The 17,678-nt window shown below is 59.9% G+C and carries 17 protein-coding genes; 9 read left to right on the top strand and 8 right to left on the bottom strand.

Annotation, left to right across the window (positions count from 1 at the left end):
* Window positions 1-306: 306 nt before the first annotated feature.
* The 5 genes from AC2FHW_RS17350 to AC2FHW_RS17330 are packed head-to-tail and all read left to right on the top strand — an operon-like array spanning window position 307 to window position 4,081.
* Entirely contained in the window at window positions 307-957 is a 651-nt protein-coding gene (locus tag AC2FHW_RS17350; RefSeq protein WP_142640087.1) for a histidine phosphatase family protein, read from the top strand.
* 21 nt (window positions 958-978) lie between these two features.
* Window positions 979-1,593 carry a glutathione S-transferase family protein gene (locus AC2FHW_RS17345; RefSeq protein ID WP_282022368.1) on the top strand — a complete coding sequence of 205 codons (615 nt, stop codon included), beginning with the start codon at window positions 979-981 and terminating at the stop codon, window positions 1,591-1,593.
* 15 nt (window positions 1,594-1,608) lie between these two features.
* Complete coding sequence (locus tag AC2FHW_RS17340; RefSeq protein WP_282022369.1) at window positions 1,609-2,655, top strand: saccharopine dehydrogenase; 1,047 nt, start codon at window positions 1,609-1,611, stop codon at window positions 2,653-2,655.
* A gap of 12 nt (window positions 2,656-2,667) precedes the next feature.
* Window positions 2,668-2,916, top strand: coding sequence for a SemiSWEET family sugar transporter (locus AC2FHW_RS17335; RefSeq protein WP_142640081.1), 249 nt, complete (start codon window positions 2,668-2,670; stop codon window positions 2,914-2,916).
* A 22-nt stretch (window positions 2,917-2,938) separates the two neighbouring features.
* Window positions 2,939-4,081: a saccharopine dehydrogenase family protein gene (locus AC2FHW_RS17330; protein ID WP_142640079.1), complete on the top strand. Its 1,143-nt coding sequence runs from the start codon at window positions 2,939-2,941 to the stop codon at window positions 4,079-4,081.
* A gap of 48 nt (window positions 4,082-4,129) precedes the next feature.
* Here the strand turns inward: AC2FHW_RS17330 and AC2FHW_RS17325 are convergent, their stop codons facing one another.
* The gene (locus AC2FHW_RS17325; protein WP_142640076.1) at window positions 4,130-4,447 is read right to left on the bottom strand and encodes a DUF3775 domain-containing protein; all 318 of its coding nucleotides are present in this window, start codon (window positions 4,445-4,447) and stop codon (window positions 4,130-4,132) included.
* A 79-nt stretch (window positions 4,448-4,526) separates the two neighbouring features.
* On the bottom strand, window positions 4,527-5,303 hold the full coding sequence (locus AC2FHW_RS17320; RefSeq protein WP_496822325.1) for a DUF1365 domain-containing protein: 777 nt from the start codon (window positions 5,301-5,303) through the stop codon (window positions 4,527-4,529).
* A 147-nt stretch (window positions 5,304-5,450) separates the two neighbouring features.
* On the opposite strand from AC2FHW_RS17320, the gene AC2FHW_RS17315 reads away from it, so the two are divergent.
* Both AC2FHW_RS17315 and AC2FHW_RS17310 read left to right on the top strand, forming a co-directional pair.
* Entirely contained in the window at window positions 5,451-6,107 is a 657-nt protein-coding gene (locus tag AC2FHW_RS17315) for a sigma-70 family RNA polymerase sigma factor (RefSeq protein WP_142640072.1), read from the top strand.
* Between the two features lie 10 nt (window positions 6,108-6,117).
* Window positions 6,118-6,768, top strand: a complete 651-nt coding sequence (locus AC2FHW_RS17310) for a ChrR family anti-sigma-E factor (RefSeq protein WP_142640070.1) — start codon at window positions 6,118-6,120, stop codon at window positions 6,766-6,768.
* A gap of 60 nt (window positions 6,769-6,828) precedes the next feature.
* On the opposite strand, the gene AC2FHW_RS17305 is transcribed toward AC2FHW_RS17310, so the two are convergent.
* The 6 genes from AC2FHW_RS17305 to AC2FHW_RS17280 form a co-directional block, all read right to left on the bottom strand.
* Window positions 6,829-8,058: a DNA recombination protein RmuC gene (locus tag AC2FHW_RS17305; protein ID WP_496822323.1), complete on the bottom strand. Its 1,230-nt coding sequence runs from the start codon at window positions 8,056-8,058 to the stop codon at window positions 6,829-6,831.
* Between the two features lie 52 nt (window positions 8,059-8,110).
* The gene (gene mutL, locus AC2FHW_RS17300) at window positions 8,111-9,955 is read right to left on the bottom strand and encodes a DNA mismatch repair endonuclease MutL (protein ID WP_271952151.1); all 1,845 of its coding nucleotides are present in this window, start codon (window positions 9,953-9,955) and stop codon (window positions 8,111-8,113) included.
* A 282-nt stretch (window positions 9,956-10,237) separates the two neighbouring features.
* A complete protein-coding gene (locus AC2FHW_RS17295) occupies window positions 10,238-11,167 on the bottom strand; it encodes a metal ABC transporter permease (RefSeq protein WP_271952150.1) in 930 nt (309 codons plus the stop codon).
* Entirely contained in the window at window positions 11,164-12,369 is a 1,206-nt protein-coding gene (locus AC2FHW_RS17290) for a metal ABC transporter permease (protein ID WP_271952148.1), read from the bottom strand. The genes AC2FHW_RS17295 and AC2FHW_RS17290 overlap by 4 nt, the downstream gene beginning before the upstream one ends.
* A 3-nt stretch (window positions 12,370-12,372) precedes the next feature.
* Window positions 12,373-13,176, bottom strand: a complete 804-nt coding sequence (locus AC2FHW_RS17285; protein ID WP_281996044.1) for a metal ABC transporter ATP-binding protein — start codon at window positions 13,174-13,176, stop codon at window positions 12,373-12,375.
* 3 nt (window positions 13,177-13,179) lie between these two features.
* A complete protein-coding gene (locus tag AC2FHW_RS17280; RefSeq protein ID WP_271952144.1) occupies window positions 13,180-14,133 on the bottom strand; it encodes a metal ABC transporter solute-binding protein, Zn/Mn family in 954 nt (317 codons plus the stop codon).
* A gap of 198 nt (window positions 14,134-14,331) precedes the next feature.
* Here AC2FHW_RS17280 and deoC point away from each other — a divergent pair, with 198 nt between their 5' ends.
* Both deoC and AC2FHW_RS17270 read left to right on the top strand, forming a co-directional pair.
* Window positions 14,332-15,330: a deoxyribose-phosphate aldolase gene (gene deoC / locus AC2FHW_RS17275; RefSeq protein ID WP_496822321.1), complete on the top strand. Its 999-nt coding sequence runs from the start codon at window positions 14,332-14,334 to the stop codon at window positions 15,328-15,330.
* An 11-nt stretch (window positions 15,331-15,341) separates the two neighbouring features.
* Window positions 15,342-17,675: an aldehyde dehydrogenase family protein gene (locus AC2FHW_RS17270; protein WP_496822319.1), complete on the top strand. Its 2,334-nt coding sequence runs from the start codon at window positions 15,342-15,344 to the stop codon at window positions 17,673-17,675.
* Window positions 17,676-17,678: the final 3 nt, after the last annotated feature.

Genomic DNA, 17,678 nt, shown 5'->3' with positions numbered 1-17,678 from the left:
CAGCCCGCAAAATCAACCAACTTCCCACCCAACTCAACATGCAAACCATGCAAAGGCGTGCGCCTAATATCCGTCATAAATAAATCCTTTCCCAAGCCAGTTTTCCGAGGTCATCGAATAGCTTGCAACGATGAATTTGCAGGACAGTCTGATATCACCAAGGTTCCTGTGGACGGTCTTGCGAGTCAACAACAATACCGCCCGGCCAGATTCGGGGGTGAGCGAGAATAATTTCCAAACCGCAACGAACGGCTCTGGCCCCGGACCTAGACCTGTCCTAAGACTTGCCACGCAAGAGGGACCGACATGTCACATATCACACTGGTGCGTCACGGGCAGGCCAATACCACCGCGCGCGACGAAAAGAACTATGACAAGCTCAGCGATCTGGGACATCAGCAGGCCCGCTGGCTGGGGGCGCATCTCCAGGACACACGCAGCCATTTTCCCCGGGTCTATTGCGGCACCCTGATCCGCCACGCCGAGACCACCGCCAGCATGGGGCTGACTGATCCGATCCGCGATCCGCGGCTGAACGAGATCGAGTATTTCACCATCGCGCAGCTGTTCGAGGAACAGCACGGAGTGAAAGTGCCCACTGATCGCGAAGGTTTTGTCGAGCATCTGCCCCGCACCTTTGCCGCCTGGGCCGATGGCGCCATCAAAAACACACCGGAAACCTTCGAGGAATTCGAAACCCGGGTGCGCGACGCGCTGACCGATATCGGAACCGAAGGCGGCCCTGCCATCGTTGTGACCTCGGGCGGGTTGATTTCGATGGTTGTCCGGCAGGCGATGGGGCTGGATATCCCGGCCATGGCGCGGGTGGCTCTTGCCATCATGAACACGTCAATGCACCGTTTATACCCGATAGGTACACAACTCAGCCCGGTTCTGTTCAATGCCGTTCCGCATCTGGAAGCACCAGACCGGCAGTTTGCACAGACCCACCTGTAACCCCAAACCAGAGGCTTTGTGATGCAACTTTACTATGCCCCTCGCACGATTTCGGTCGCCGTTGCGATTGCACTGGAAGAGGCCGGGCTGGACTATGAGGCGATCCAACTGGACTTTGCCAGTGGTGAGCAAACCAAATCCGCCTACAAGCAGATCAACCCAAAAGGCCGGGTTCCGGCGCTGGTGGTAGACGGTGGGATTTTGACCGAAACCGGGGCACTTTTGGAGTTCATCGCAGCAATGGCTCCGAAGGCCGGGCTGGTGCCTGCGGACCCGATCATGGCCGCCCGGATGCGCGAGGTGATGTATTATCTTGCCTCGACCATGCATGTGAACCACGCCCATAAGCTGCGCGGCGCGCGGTGGGCCGACAAGAAATCCAGCTGGAAGGATATGACGGCAAAAGTCGCGCAGACCATGGCAGCGTCCTGCGACTATATCTGTTCGAACGGTCTGCGTGGATCGTTTGTGCTGGGCGAGGCGTTCTCGCTGGCCGATGCCTATTTGTATGTGGTTTGCAGTTGGTTGGAAGGCGACGGCGTCGACGTTGCAACCTATCCCAAGATCGTCGCCTTTCGTGAGGCGGCAGAGGCGCGCGCTTCGCTGAAAGCCGTACGTGCCGCCGGAATGCTCTGATAAAGGGGACAAAATATGACGCATCTATGGGTCCGGGCCGAACAGCGCCCGAACGAAGAACGGGTCGGGCTGACCCCTGAAGGCGCTTTGGCGCTGATCGCTGCTGGCATCCGCGTAACGGTCGAGGAAAGCCATGTTCGCGCCATCCCCATCGACGGTTACAAGGCTGCTGGCTGCGAGATCGCGCCCGAGAACTCCTGGCCAGATGCACCCAAGGACGCGATCATCTTTGGCCTCAAGGAACTGCCCGAGGATGGCACGCCCCTGCCCCACCGCCACATCATGTTCGGCCATGCCTATAAGGGTCAGCATTCCGGCCGGGCTCTGCTAGAACGGTTCAAGGCCGGGGGCGGAACGCTGTATGATCTGGAATATCTTGTCGAGGAAAACGGCCGCCGGGTCGCCGCCTTTGGCTATTGGGCCGGCTATGCCGGGGCGGCGGTGACACTCAAGACTTGGGCCGCGCAGCAGCGGGGCGCGGAATGCTCTCCGGTTGGTGTCTATCCCAGCAAGGACGCGTTGAATTCCGAGCTTCTGGCTGAACTAGATGCCATCGAGGCCAATAGACCAAGGGCCATCGTCATCGGTGCTCTTGGCCGCGTGGGTACCGGCGCCAGCGACCTTTGCACGGCGATGGGTGTCAGTGTCACCAAGTGGGACATGGCCGAAACCGCCAGCGGCGGGCCGTTCCCTGAAATCCTCGACCACGACCTGTTCCTGAACTGTATCTTCGCGCGCCCAGGCACGCCGGTTTTTGTCCCGCATGAGGCACTGGCCGCTGACCGCAAGCTGACCGCCATCGGCGATGTCGCCTGTGACCCCGACAGCGATTATAACCCCGTTCCGGTTTATGACCGAGCAACCACTTGGGACGCACCTGCCCTGCGCGTGGCGACCAATCCGGTTCTTGATGTAGTTGCAATCGACAATCTGCCGTCGATGCTACCGGTCGAAAGCTCGGAAGATTATGCAGCACAGCTTCTGCCTTCTCTGCTGACCCTGACCGACTTGAACAGCGGCGTCTGGGGCCGGGCCCGCGATACGTTCGACAACCATGTCTAGGAGTAGCCACGCATGGAACACCTGATCGGAGGCGCGGCTGCGGTGCTGGGCACTGTATGTTGGCTTCCTCAAACCCTAAAGACCTGGCGCTCCCGCGAGACCAAGGATCTGTCTATGCCGGCGAACCTGTTGATTCTGGCCACGCTGAGCCTGTGGCTGATTTACGGAGTGATGATTGCGGCATGGCCGCTGATATTGGGTAATGTGATCTCGATCCTGCTTGTCAGCGCGATCGTGATTGCAAAACTGAGGTTTGGCTGAACAGCCGTAAAGGAGTTTTCACATGACGATTCACTGGTGTGGCACCGGCCTGTCGGCCATTCCCGGCTTACGCCGCCTGATCGAAGGCGGGCACAAGGTCACGGTCTGGAACCGGACAATCGAAAAGGCCAAGGCCGAAGTTGGTGACCTGACCAGCGATATCCGCGTTTTTGACATCGACGCCTTGGCGGCGGTGCTGGAACAGGGCGATGTCATCGTTTCGATGTTGCCCGGCGACTGGCACGTGCCCTTGGCCGAGCTTGCAATCGCGAAACAGGCGAATTTCGTCTCATCCTCCTATATCGCCCCCGAGATGCGCGCGTTGGACGAGGCGGCCCGCGAAGCCGGGGTGGCGCTGGTCAACGAGGTCGGGCTGGACCCGGGCATCGATCACCTGATGGCTCATGCACTGATCGACGACTATCGCGCTTCGGACGCGTTCGACCCGCAGAACCACCTGAGTTTCATCTCTTATTGCGGTGGCATCCCCAAGCATCCGAACCCGTTCCGGTACAAGTTCAGCTGGTCACCGCTGGGTGTGCTCAAGGCGTTGCGTTCACCATCGAAATCAATTCGCAATTATGCTCCGCTGGACGTGGCGCGCCCATGGGATGCGATTACCAGCTATATCGCACCCCTGCCCACACCCGAAAGCTTTGAGGTCTATCCGAACCGCGACTCGATCCCGTTCATGGCGCAGTACCATTTCGAGGATCACTGGCCGGTCAAGGAATTCGTCCGCGGTACGCTGCGTCTGAATGGCTGGGCCGATGCGTGGTCGGGTGTGTTTGCCGAAATCGAAACCCTGTCCGGCCCCGAAGGCGATGCACGCCTGAAGGAGATGTCGGACCAGTTCTGGGCCGACAACGCCTATGACGAGGGCGAGCCAGACCGTGTGGTTCTGTGTGTGGGCCTGAAGGCGGAAAAAGACGGCGTTCCGGTCTGGCACAAAACCTATGTGATGGATGCCTGGGGTGACGACCGCGGCACGGCAATGGCGCGGCTGGTCTCGGTCCCCGTTTCACTGGCTGTCGAAGCCGTCTTGAACCGCGCTATTCCGGCAGGCGTTCATGCGGCCCCCAATGATCCGAAACTGGTGCAGGGCTGGATGGCTGAAATCGACCGGCTGGCGCAGCACCTCGCGATCATTGACCATTCCAACTGAGATGACAGTCACGCCAATCAGGTGGCGTGACGGCAATAAAACTGGTGCCTACATCAGATCATTTTCCACGTCCTCGGCCGATACCCCTAGCGCATCCAGACCATTTTCCAGATGATCTGACATGTGCGGCGTTCCGATCAGGTAATCAGCACAGGGGGTTGAGGCTTCGGCCCTTGCGGTGGCGATGGCTTCGACCAGATCCTCGGCGAAGAAGCTTTCACGTCCGATCCACATGATAGCCACCAGTTCGGCCTGTTCGTCCTCGCTCATGTGATCAATGAACGCGCGCAACTCGCCCTCGGCCCGATTCAGCTCGCGCCCCATCAGCGCAACCTGAGCAACTTTTCTTGCTGAAATTTCCAACATGACCCGACTCCTGTGTTCGCGGCTTTCGAATGAAACAACCACTAGGCAGAGCCCGAGTCTTTGATCTTGAACAAACGCGTTAGCGCAGGCGCACACGCGAAACCGGCTGATCCGGCACCGGTGCGGTTCTGAACGGGCGAAAGGTGGCTTTTTTCACCCAAAGTTTAAGTGCTTGCCAGATGATCAGCGCAAAGGTCCGCCGCGCACCAAATGGGCGGCGCAGCAGCGACCAAAGGATCACCCGGTTGGTCAGCGGACGGCGTGTCCCGGTCAGGGTGGCGATCAATCCGCCCTCGGGGCGGGTATACTCGATCCAAACGCCAACACGTTCGGGGCGATAGTCGAAACGGAAGGTATAGCTGCCCTCGATCTTCTGGAAGGGCGAGACATGCAGCAGTTTGTCAGCCACCATCCTGTCGGTTGCCTTGATGGGTGAAAAGCCGGGATTGTGGCACAGATAGCTGTGGCGCGTGCCATAGGTATTGGTCACCTCGGCCACAACCGCATTGAGCGCACCCTGCCCATCGAAACAGAACCAGAAGCTGACCGGGTTGAACACATGCCCCAGAACCCGAGGATGCGTCAGCAACATCAGGCGCGCCGGTTGCGCCACCTGCAACTGATCAAACCGCGCGCGCAGCCAGGCGGCACCGTCGCCCTGGCCCGGCTCACCCCCGTGATCCTGCGACCGCCAGTTGGCAAGATTGGCCCGGTTCACCGAAAATAGCGCCGGAGTGGTCAGATCGCGTTCAGGGTTCAGAAGAATGTAGTCGACCGAATAGCGGAAGGCGTTTTCGATCGCCCCCTTGCGCCCGTGAAAGGTATGGCCCGCAACATGATCAACGGTCTGTGTCATTCGATATGGTCCGACCCGCTTGTAACCGCCCGGAGGGGCGTGGTTTTCTGAAGGTTTCTGTTACTTAGAATACGGCATCCAGCCAGGATTGGATCAAAAATATCGCTTCAGAGTGATCCGGCTTGGGACACCAACCGTATTGTGGTTATGTTTACCGAGATAGACACCGTGACCTTGGACGAGCCGGCGGCTACACCCGCCGTCCTCAAGCCTTGGCGCACAAGAAAACGCATCAAGGGTAGACAGGTGAACGGAACACAAAGCAGTTGCGACACCAGGATTGAGTGGGTGGACCATGTCAGGCGCATTCGGGATGCGCAGGATCAGGCGGCTTTTGCCGAGCTGTTCCAGCATTTTGCGCCGCGGATCAAGGCGTTCCTGATGAAGTCGGGCTCGGACGCGACCATGTCCGAGGAATGTGCGCAAGAGGTGATGGCGACCTTGTGGCACAAGGCCCATCTGTTCGATCCGACCCGGGCAACGGTGGCCACATGGGTGTTCACCATCGCACGGAACAAACGCATCGACGCCCTGCGCAAGCAACGGCGCCCCGAACCGGAAGAACTGGGCTGGGGCCCCGAGTCCGAACCTGATCAGGACGACGTGATCGTCTTGCAACAAGAAACCGCGCAGCTGCGCACTGCCTTGAAGGCGTTGCCTGACGCGCAAAGAGACTTGATCGAAAAGGCCTATTTCGGAGACCTGAGTCACCGGGAAATTGCGTCTCAGACTGGATTGCCTCTGGGAACGATCAAATCAAGAATTAGGCTGGCGCTGGATCGCCTGCGCCACGCAATGAACTGAGACAGAGACGATGAGCAAACAGATTAAGCATCACCTGACGGAAGATCTGCTGATGGCATATGCCGCCGGCAGCCTGCCCGAAGCGTTCGATCTGATGGTCGCGACCCATCTGTCGCTGTGTGACCATTGCCGCGCGCAGGCTGAAAGCTTTGATGCGGTTGGCGGACAGATACTGGACGCGCTGCCCTATCCTGCCCAAATGAACGACAGCGCGCTGGCTGCGACGATGGCGCTGATCGCCCAAGGCGCACCGACCCCCAAGCCCGTGAACAAGGGCTGCGCCGTGCTACCTGCCCCCCTGCAGGACTACGTCGGAGGCACCGTCAATGACATCCGATGGCGGCCCATCGGAATGGGCGTCAGACAAGCTATATTGCCGACGAGCGGCGACGCTTCGGCACGTCTGCTGTTCATTCCAGCCGGAACCGCAGTTCCGGATCACAGCCATAACGGTATGGAATTGACCATGGTTCTGCAGGGTGCGTTTTCGGATGAAGTTGATCACTTTGCACGCGGCGATGTCGAGATTGCCGATGAAGATCTGCATCACACCCCGACTGCAGACATTACCGCAGATTGCATCTGTCTGGCCGTTACCGACGCGCCGCTGAAATTCACCAAGCTCATGCCCCGCTTGTTCCAGCCCTTCCTGCGTATCTGATCTCTGGGACCTGACGCGGTGCGCTGGCCAATTCCGGCCAATGTCGCATCGAACGGCTTGTCAGATTTCGTGCCGCGCCAGCGGTACAACGCCCGGCGTGTCGTCAGGTGCGATCTCTTCGAAATCGAAATTGTCCAGTCGCTGCGCCCGGCGCCCTGCTTTTTCAGCGCTGATCTTGATTTCCGAGATATCCTTGGCCGCCTGCCCGAAATGACGGTCCAGATTGGAAACCCGATCGCCCAGGCGATCTACATCCTTGTGCAGCAGACCCAGCTCTTTGCGGATAGCACCCGCCTGTTCCCGCATCCTTGCGTCCTTCAGGATCGCGCGCATCGTGTTCAGCGTTGCCATGCAGGTGGTGGGCGAGACGATCCAAACGCGTTTGGTAAAGCTCTCCTGCACCAATTCGGGAAACTTGGCGTGCAACTCGGCATAAACCGCTTCGGAAGGTAGGAACATCAACGCGCCATCGGCGGTTTCCCCGTCCAGGATGTATTTCTCGGAGATGTCGTTGATATGCTTGCGCACAGTTGTTCGGAACATCTGCACCGCCGCTTTCAGCTCCGTATCATTGGTCGACCCGATCAGCGCCTCATACGCTTCCAACGGGAATTTGCTGTCGATCACAATGGGGCCGGGTGGGTTGGGCAGGTGGATCAGGCAATCCGCCCGACGCCCGTTCGACAAGGTCGCCTGCAGCTTGAAACTGTCCGAGGGCAACGCCTTGGAGACGATATCGTTCAACTGAATCTCTCCGAACGCACCGCGCGTCTGTTTGTTCGACAGAATATCCTGAAGCGACAGCACATCGCCCGACAGTTTGGTGATGTTATCCTGCGCCTTGTCGATGGCCGCCAGACGCTCCTGCAACTGGGTCAGTGACGTCGCCGTCTGTTTCGACGAGCCGTGCAGCGATTCCTTCATCCGCTCCTGCATCTCGGCCAGCGCACGTGCGGATTTCATCGCGTTATCTGCCAGCCGATCGTTCATCTGCTGCTGCACCGAAGACAGGCGGGATTCAACCGTCTGGATCACCTGCAGCTGCGCATTGGCCTGCGTGTCCGAGACATGCTGCAGACCACCGCGCAGCTGCTCTTGTCCTTGTCCCAACTGCTGAACATGCTGACTCAGATGCGCCATTTGCCGTGACAGTGGCTCGGCCATCCTGGCTGACCGGTTGGCCGCTCGCAAAGACAGAAACAGCAGCAACAGGATCAATGCCACCACCCCGCCAACGACCAAGATCACGGGGTCGTTCAATGCAAATTGGGTTCCTGCAATCTCGATCATGTTGCCTCGGGTGTTCTTGTTTTATTCTTCATAGCCCGCGCACCGCGCGGGATCAACTGCGTCCGAACAATCGTTCGATATCGGCCAGTTTCAGTTCCACATAAGTTGGCCGCCCATGGTTGCACTGGCCGGAATGGGGTGTCGCCTCCATCTCGCGCAGCAGGGCGTTCATCTCTTCGGCCCGCATTCGGCGGCCCGAGCGGATCGAACCGTGACAGGCGACACGGCTGAGGATCGCCTCAATCCGCGCCTGCACCATCTGGCTTTCCCCCTGATCGGACAGCTCATCCAGAATATCCAGAATCATTGCGCGGGCGTTGACCTCACCCAGAATGGCCGGGGTTTCACGAACGGCAACCGCACCGCCGCCGAAGGGCTCGAGCGTCAGGCCAAAGCGAGAAAGGTCATCCGCCACCGCCAAAAGTCGCGCGCAGTCGCTTTCAGACAACTCTACGATCTCGGGGATCAGCAGCGCCTGCGCCGCCACGCGGTTCGCCGCCATCTGGGCTTTCAGCTTTTCATAGACCAACCGCTCATGCGCGGCGTGCTGATCGACAATCACCATACCATCAGCGGTCTGGGCGATAATGTAGTTTTCATGCACCTGCCCGCGTGCAGCCCCCAAAGGCAGGGCTTCTACCGGCGTCTCGGAAACAGATTCCGCGACCGGCTCGACCACGCTGCCGCTGTAATCGCGGGTCAGTTCAGCAAAGCCCGGCGCCTGATAAGCCATCTGGCGCGCGGCGGGTGAGGGGCGATCCATCTGATACACCCGCACCGGGGTGGAGTGAGACGGCTCGGGTCGCATCGCGCCAAGCGTCGCGTTTGCGACGGTCGAGGACGCCCGGTGCCCCGCTTCGGCCAGTGCGTGCCGCAGGGCCGAGACGATCAGCCCGCGTGCGACGCCGGGATCGCGGAACCGGACCTCGGATTTCGCGGGGTGCACGTTCACATCCACCAGCGTCGGATCACAGTCGATGAACAGAGCCGCCGCCGGATGCCGATCACGGCTGAGAAAGTCGAAATAGGCCGCCCGCAATGCACCGGTCAGCATCTTGTCACGCACAGGCCGTCCATTGACGAACAGGTACTGCGCCACCGCTGCGCCCCGAGAATAGGTCGGCAGAGCGGCATAGCCATACAACCGGATACCCTCACGCGTGGCGTCAATTTGCAACGCGTTCTCGGCAAACTCGCGCCCGATCACGCGGGCCAGTCGGGCATGCAACGCGTTAAACAGATCACCATTCTCGCGGTCAGCCCGGAAGGTCACGCGCCCCTCGCCGCCGCCCGAGACATCGCGCAGGGTAAAGGTGACCGAGGGCTCGGCCATGGCCAGACGTTTGACCGTATCGGCGATGGCCTGCGTCTCGGCGCGGTCGGTACGCATGAATTTCAGACGCGCAGGCGTGGCAAAGAACAGATCGCGCAACTCGACCACGGTACCCGCGCGCAGAGCCGCGGGTTTCACCGCGGACATTGTGCCACCAGCGACCTGAATCTGCGCCGCATCCGCCCCCGGAACACGACTGGTTATGGTCAAACGCCCGACCGCGCCCAGCGACGGCAACGCCTCACCGCGAAAGCCGAAAGTATGAATGTTCAGCAGATCCGACCCGTCGATTTTCGAGGTTGCGTGGCGGGACAAAGCCAACGGCAAATCCGCCGCCGCAATACCACAGCCGTCATCGGTGACGCGAATCAGCGTCTTGCCCCCATCGGCGATCTCTATCGCAACCCGCGTGGCACCTGCATCAATGGCGTTCTCGATCAATTCCTTGACCGCAGAGGCCGGTCGCTCGACCACTTCGCCGGCTGCGATCCGGTTGATTGCAGCATCGTCCAACTGCCGAATTACCGGTCGAAACTCGCTGATATTGGGGTTTGCCTGCTCCATACCCCTAGACCTAGCACATGCGCACACGATTCTGCCACCGCTATGGTATTCAGATTTAGTGCAAGAAGGGGGCGTTCGGACAATCGCGCCATGTCGGCCTGCAAGGCGACGACCTTGATCACGATTGCCCGAACAAGCCGGGGTGAGTGGTGGTCAGTTGCTTAACAATACAACAACCTTAGCACGATCTGCAGATTAAGGCTCATTAACTCTGGCCGTGCTGTTCGCGTTGGCAAAGTTCAGCCGAAATACGGCATCAGCCAACAGCAGGAATATGCCGGATCAAACAGTGCCTGGAGCACCCGCGCGGGTCCGGCAGGGGCCGAAAACAGCCGCAAGCGCCAGAATCACACCAGATACCGTTGCGATCATTCCGGCGGCACTCACGGCATCGCGGGCACCCAGCCATAATGGGCCATAACCCGCCAGAACATAGCCCATCACCGCCGAAACCACGGCAAATACAACGCTCCATGCGATTTGAGATTCCAATCGGTTGGTCATCAACCGCGCCGCAGCCGGGGGGCAGATGAACATGGCAATCACGATGATCGAGCCAACCGCGTCGAAGGATGCGACGGCAGCTATCGCCGCTGTGATCACCAGCGCAAACCCCAAAGGACCGGTCCGAATACCAATCGTGCTGGCAAAACCCTCGTCAAAGGTCGAAATCTTCAATGGTCGCCAGAATATCCAGGTAAACAGGGAAACCCCTGCAAGTGTCAGCGCGATACGCGGCAATTCCGGGGGCAACCCTGCAAGCGCTGCCGGGTTCCACAGCGAGACCCATCCCGTTGCGTCCAGCCAGATCAGACTTTCGAGATTGCCATACAGCGCGTGTTCCACATCCAGATGCACGGTCGAGGTGTCCGTCTGCTCCAACAAAAGAACACCCGCCGCAAACAGGGTAGTAAAGACCACGCCCATTGCCGCGCCGGGTTCGATCTGACCCAACCTGCGGATCGCCTCGATCATCACAACGGCAACCACGGCAGCACCCGCCGCGCCCAGCATCATCGGCCAGGTCGAGATCGCGCCGGTCAGCAGAAAGGCCACCACGATGCCCGGCAACACTACATGGCTGATGGCATCCCCGATCAGCGCCTGTTTGCGCAGAACCAGAAAGTTCCCCGGAAGGGCGCAGGCGATAGCGGCAAATGTCCCGATCAGCAGCGGTGTCAGTGACAGGGGAACGAATTCTTCGCCGCTCATGGTGCTATCCCCTGCGGGCCGCCGATCTGGCGGTCGATCTCGGTAATCTGGTCGCGGGTCAGCACGGTTTCGATATCGCGCAGCCCGTCATAAAGCGCCGCCGTTGCTTCGTGGGCCTGGTCCATGCGAACGACCTCCCACCGCTTTTCGTCGCGCAGGGCTTTGGCGGCGCGGGCCTTGCCAGCCTCGGTTGCCACGCCGTCGGGGCGTGCCAACCCGGCCCGGCGCAACAAACGCAGGGTCAGCGGCTCATAGATTTTCTGCCCTTGTGCCAACGCGAGCAAGCCCTGCCGGATATGAACCCGACGCTGGAATTGCAGGTGCCGCAACACCGCCGCCAGAACACCGCGAACCGGCGCCAACAGCAACGACAGGACAAACACGGCAAAACTGACAAGAACAATAAGCGGACCCGTCGGCAGATTGGGAGCCGCCGCCGACAGCGCCGCACCGATATAACCCGAGACGCCCCCGATCAGACCCGCCAGCAACACTACTCTTTCGGACCGCTCAGTCCAAAACCGGGCTGTCACCGGCGGAATGATCAAAAGCGCAACGATCAGGATCAACCCGACAACTTTCAGGCCAACCACTGTGACGGCCATAACCAGACCCATCATTGCAAGGTCGATGCGATGCACCGGCAGGCCCCTGGCTGCGGCAAATTCAGGATCAAAGGCAACGATCGTCATTGGACGGCGGATAATCATGACAAGCGCCAGCGTTGCCGCGCCTCCGATCGCAATGATCATCGCATCTGTCCAAAGCATTCCTGCGGTCGAGCCCAGCAGAAACCCTTCGAGCCCCGCCTGTCGGCCCACACCCATGGTCTGGATCACCGTCAGCAGCACAATGCCGAAACCAAAGAATACAGATAGGACCGCTCCGATCGCGGCATCCTCGGCCAGCCGCGTGTGCCGCGTCAGCCAGTTCATACACAAAAGGCCGATCCAAGCGGATATTGCCGACCCGACGAGCAGGCCGATCAGGTTTCTGCCGTCCCCACCGAGGGCCACAAGCACCATAAAGGCCAGACACACACCCGGCAATGTCGCATGGCTGATCGCATCGCTGACCAGTGCACGTTTGCGCAAGAACAGAAATGTGCCGGTCACCCCGGCGGAAATGCCCAGCAGGCTTGCGCCGATTGCGACAAGCGTGGCGTTATAGCCAAGCTGAAGGGTCAGAGCATCCCAATGCATGACTCACCCCAGCGCGCGTGAGATCTGGTCGATCTGCGCCGTAGCCAGACGGCCGCCATAGGCAGATTGCAATGTCTTGGCCGTAAAAGCCTCGGCCACGGGCCCCTCGGCGACTTTGCGCGTGTTGATCAGGAAAACATGGTCGAAATAGTCGGTGACGGTCGCCAGGTCATGATGCACCGCAACCACGGTCTTGCCCGCCTCTTTCAGGGATTTCAGGACCGAAATGATGGCCTTTTCCGTTGCCGCATCAACCCCGGCAAAAGGTTCGTCCAGCAGATACAGATCGGCGGCCTGCGCCAAGGCGCGCGCCAGAAAGACCCTCTGCTGCTGGCCGCCTGATAACTGGCCGATCTGCCGGTCGGCAAAGTCACGCATCCCTACACGGTGCAGACAATCCATCGCCCGCGCCTTATGCCGGGCGCGCACCCGTCCCAACAGCCCCAGCTCGCGCGACAAGCCCATCAGAACCACGTCAATCACGCGCGTCGGGAAGTCCCAGTCCACGCTGGCCCGTTGCGGTACATATGCAATCCGGGACCGCTGCCGGTCCAGCCGATCACCATACACTGTCACCTGCCCGGACAGGGGTGACACAATCCCCAACGCAGCCTTCAACAGGGTCGATTTACCAGCACCGTTTGGCCCGATGATCGCTGTCATGGCACCCGGTTGCACGGTCATATCAACCGAGAAAACTGCCGGCTTCTGCCCGTACGAGACGGTCAGGCCACGAATGGCCAGCGGGCTTTTTCCAATGTCGTTTTCCGGAAGGGGGATGCCCTGATGTGCCGCCAGTTCCAGCATCTCTTAAAACCCCGCCGACAGATTGCCGCTCATGCCAGTTTTGGGAATATCAGCCCCCAGAGCGCCTGCGATTACTGTGATATTGTGATCCAGCATCCCGATGTAGGTACCCTCATAGGTGCCGGGCTCGCCCATCGCGTCCGAATAAAGCTGTCCACCGACTTCGACCTGATGTCCCCTGGCCGCTGCGCCCTCGATCAGCGCACGCATCGACCGATCCGAGACCGAGCTTTCCACGAAAACTGCCGTCAGTTGCCGGTCAACCAGCGTATCGACCAATTCGCTAATCCGGTTCAGTCCCGCCTCGGATTGGGTTGAAATACCCTGAATTCCAAGCACATCGTACCCGTATTCAGCACCGAAATACCCAAAGGCATCATGTGCCGTCACCAGAACACGGTTGTTTTCCGGGACCGCTGCAAGCACTTGCTTGCCATAAGTCTCCAGTTCCGCGATCTGCGCAAGAAAGGCCTCTGCGTTTGCCGCAAAGGTGTCCGCGGCCTCGGGGCGCGCTTGTGTCAGGGCTTTTTGCACCTCGACCACGACATCGCGCCACAGGGCCGGGCTCATCCAAAGATGGGGATCGTATTTGTCAGCATAATTGTCATGCGCGTGCAGCTTTGACTTATCAACGCCTTCGGCTACCGCAACGACCATGCGTTTACGCCCTAGGTCATGGAAGAACTCTTCCATCTGCGCCTCAAGATACAGACCATGCCACAGGATCAGATCGGACCTGGTCATAGCGACGATATCACTGCGGGTCTGACGATAGGCATGCGGGTCGACGCCGGGGCCCATAAGGCCCTTCACCTCGACCTGATCACCTCCGACCTGACGGGCGGCATCGGCAATCATACCGGTCGTGGCCACCACTTTCAGCGGCGCATCGGCCCAGGCCGAGAATGGGAATACAGCGGCGAATGCCAGCGCTGCAAGGAAACTACGACGAATCATATCAGACCCCGGAAATGGTATCTTGCTAAGATGAATATGAGAACCGCTCGCAACTAAGTCAATGCTATTGAGAATTATTCGCAAGAAAACGCCTATTTTGTCCATTTGGTCAAAAAATTTACCCTTCCAATGCCGGATGGCCTTCCCTTTGCATCTTACCCGTGCGAATTTGATACAAACCTCCCAAAGGATGTGAAAATGGAAACGCAGAGCTCAGAAAGCCCCGTGCGCACCGCGCATCTGCCGCAAGTGACCGAGCCCCGGAACCCTGGAATGGAGCTTGATCTGGATTGGGTGCGGGCAGTACAGGTCAACACCTCGGCCGTTGAGCGCCGCGCAGCCACCCTGCCGGGTCGGCGCTCGGTGAAAAAGGACTACCAGGCGGCGTGGCTGCTCAAGGCGATCACCCTGATCGACCTGACCACCCTATCGGGAGACGATACCGTCGGCCGTGTCCGGCGCCTGTGCGCCAAAGCGCGGCAACCCGTGGCTTCTGCAACACTTCAGACGTTGGACATGCCACCGATCACCACCGGCGCGGTCTGTGTCTATCACGACATGATCGAAACCGCTGTGGATGCGCTGAAGGGCACCGGGATTCCGGTGGCCGCCGTATCGACCGGATTCCCTGCAGGCTTGTCCCCGTTCCACCTGCGCGTGGCCGAGATCGAAGAAAGCGTCAAAGCCGGAGCCGAGGAAATCGACATCGTAATCTCTCGGCGTCATGTGCTGACGGGCGACTGGCAGGCCTTGTATGACGAGATGAAAGCGTTCCGCGTGGCTTGTGGCGACGCGCATGTCAAAGCCATCCTTGCAACCGGCGAACTGGGCAGCCTACGCAACGTGGCGCGCGCCTCGCTGGTCTGCATGATGGCGGGGGCGGATTTCATCAAGACTTCGACCGGTAAGGAAAGCGTCAACGCCACGCTGCCCGTGTCGCTGGTGATGATCCGGGCGATCCGCGATTACTATGACCGCACCGGGTATCGTGTCGGATATAAACCCGCAGGCGGGATTTCCAAAGCCAAGGACGCACTAGTTTACCTGTCGCTGATCAAGGATGAGCTGGGCGACCGTTGGCTGGAGCCGGACCTGTTTCGCTTTGGCGCGTCGTCGCTGTTGGGCGATATCGAACGGCAGCTAGAACATTTCGTAACGGGTGCTTATTCCGCCGGTTACAGGCACTCGATGGGCTGAGGACGAAAACAATGACAGTCAAAGAGATTTTCGAGACCATGGATTACGGCCCTGCCCCCGAAAGCTCAGCCGAAGCGCTGGCCTGGCTGGTCGATCAGGGTGACAAATTTGGTCACTATATCGACGGGGCCTTCACCAAACCGGGCAAGGGGTTCGACAGCCGCAACCCGGCGACCGGAGAGGTTTTGGCCAAGCTGACCCAGGCCAAGCAAGCCGATGTCGACGCCGCCGTATCCGCCGCCCGCAAGGCGCAGCCAAAATGGGAGAAGATGGGCGGTGCGGGTCGTGCGCGCTACCTCTATGCCATCGCGCGCCTGCTGCAAAAGCACTCGCGCCTGTTTGCAGTGCTGGAAAGCTTGGATAACGGCAAGCCGATCCGTGAATCGCGCGACATCGACATCCCTCTGGTACAGCGCCACTTTTACTACCACGCCGGCATGGCGCAGTTGATGGAAAGCGAACTACCCAACGCCGAAGCGCTGGGAGTGTGTGGACAAATCGTTCCTTGGAACTTCCCGCTGCTGATGCTGGCTTGGAAGATTGCTCCGGCGCTGGCCATGGGTAACACGGTCGTTCTGAAACCTGCCGAATATACCTCTCTGACCGCGCTGCTGTTTGCCGATATCTGCTCACAGGCCGGGCTGCCCAAGGGTGTGGTCAACATCGTCACGGGCGATGGCGCGGTGGGTGAGATGATCGTAGCCTCGGACGTGGACAAGATCGCCTTTACCGGCTCAACCGCAGTGGGGCGGCGCATCCGTGAGGCGACCGCCGGTTCGGGTAAGGCGCTGACTTTGGAGCTGGGCGGCAAGTCCGCCTATATCGTCTTTGACGACGCCGATATCGATTCCGCCATCGAAGGGCTGGTCGACGCGATCTGGTTCAATCAGGGTCAGGTTTGTTGCGCGGGTTCGCGTCTGTTGGTTCAGGAAGGCATCGCCGATCGGTTCCACGAGAAACTGCGCGCCCGAATGGACACTCTGCGCATCGGTGATCCATTGGACAAATGCATCGACGTGGGTGCTGTGGTCGACCCGGTCCAGTTGCAGACCATCAAGAGCATGGTCGACAGCAACACCGCGGGTCACGTTTATCAGGCGGCCGGCGCGCTGCCCGAAAATGGCTGTTTCTACCCGCCAACGCTGATCTCGGGCCTCGAAACCTCCGATCAACTGATGCAGGAGGAAATTTTCGGTCCGGTGCTGGTGTCCTCGACCTTCCGTACACCGGAAGAGGCGGTTGAGCTGGCCAACAACACCCGTTACGGGCTGGCGGCGACGGTATGGACCGAGAACGTGAACCTTGCACTGGATATCGCACCGAAGCTGGTCGCGGGCGTTGTCTGGGTGAATGCCACCAATCTGTTCGATGCCGCAGCCGGGTTCGGCGGTGTGCGCGAAAGCGGCTTTGGCCGCGAAGGTGGCTGGGAAGGTCTGACCGCCTACACCAAGCCCAAAGGCAAAGGCAAACCATTGGCCAAGGCCGAGGCCGCGATGGGCGAAGGTGCCCCGGTCGATCCGATTGACCGTACTGCCAAAATGTATGTCGGCGGCAAACAGGCCCGTCCTGACAGCGGATATTCGAAACCCGTCTGGGGCAAACCTGGCCTTCTGGGCCATGTGGGTCTGGCCAACCGCAAAGACGTCCGCAACGCGGTCGAGGCCGCAGCGGGGGCCAAGGGTTGGTCCAAGACCACCGGCCATCTGCGGGCACAGATCCTGTATTACATCGGCGAAAACCTCTCGGCCCGCGCGGGTGAATTCGCTGCGCGCCTTGATGCCATGACCGGCAGGAAAGACGGCGCGAAAGAGGTCGAAGCCGCGATCCAGCGCCTGTTCACCGCCGCTGCCTGGGCCGACAAGTATGACGGCCAGGTGCACGGCGTTCCGATCCGGGGCGTGGCCATTGCCATGAAAGAACCTGTCGGCGTGATCGGCGCGCTCTGTGCTGACGAGGCGCCGCTGCTGGGTCTGGTCTCGGCCATGGCCCCTTCGATTGCGATGGGCAACCGGGTGGTTCTTGCGGCAAGCGAGCCTTACCCGCTGGCGGCGACGGATTTCTACCAAATCCTCGAAACCTCTGACGTGCCCGCTGGCGTGGTCAACATCCTGACTGGCAGCCACACGGAACTGGCGAAGCCGCTGGCTTCGCATCTGAATGTGGATGCGATCTGGTCATTCTCGTCTACCGATCTGTCGGCCGAGATCGAGCGGGCTTCGGCCGGGAACCTGAAACGGAGTTGGGTTAATAACGCCATGGCAACCGACTGGCACGAGGATCAGACTCGCCGCTTCCTGCAGGCTGCGACCGAGGTTAAAAACATCTGGGTGCCCTACGGCGAGTAGGGC

The organism is Ruegeria sp. YTSA108 (genome assembly GCF_059610185.1).
Note: the sequence above shows the minus strand (reverse complement) of the source record. Positions and strands in the feature narration are given on the sequence as shown.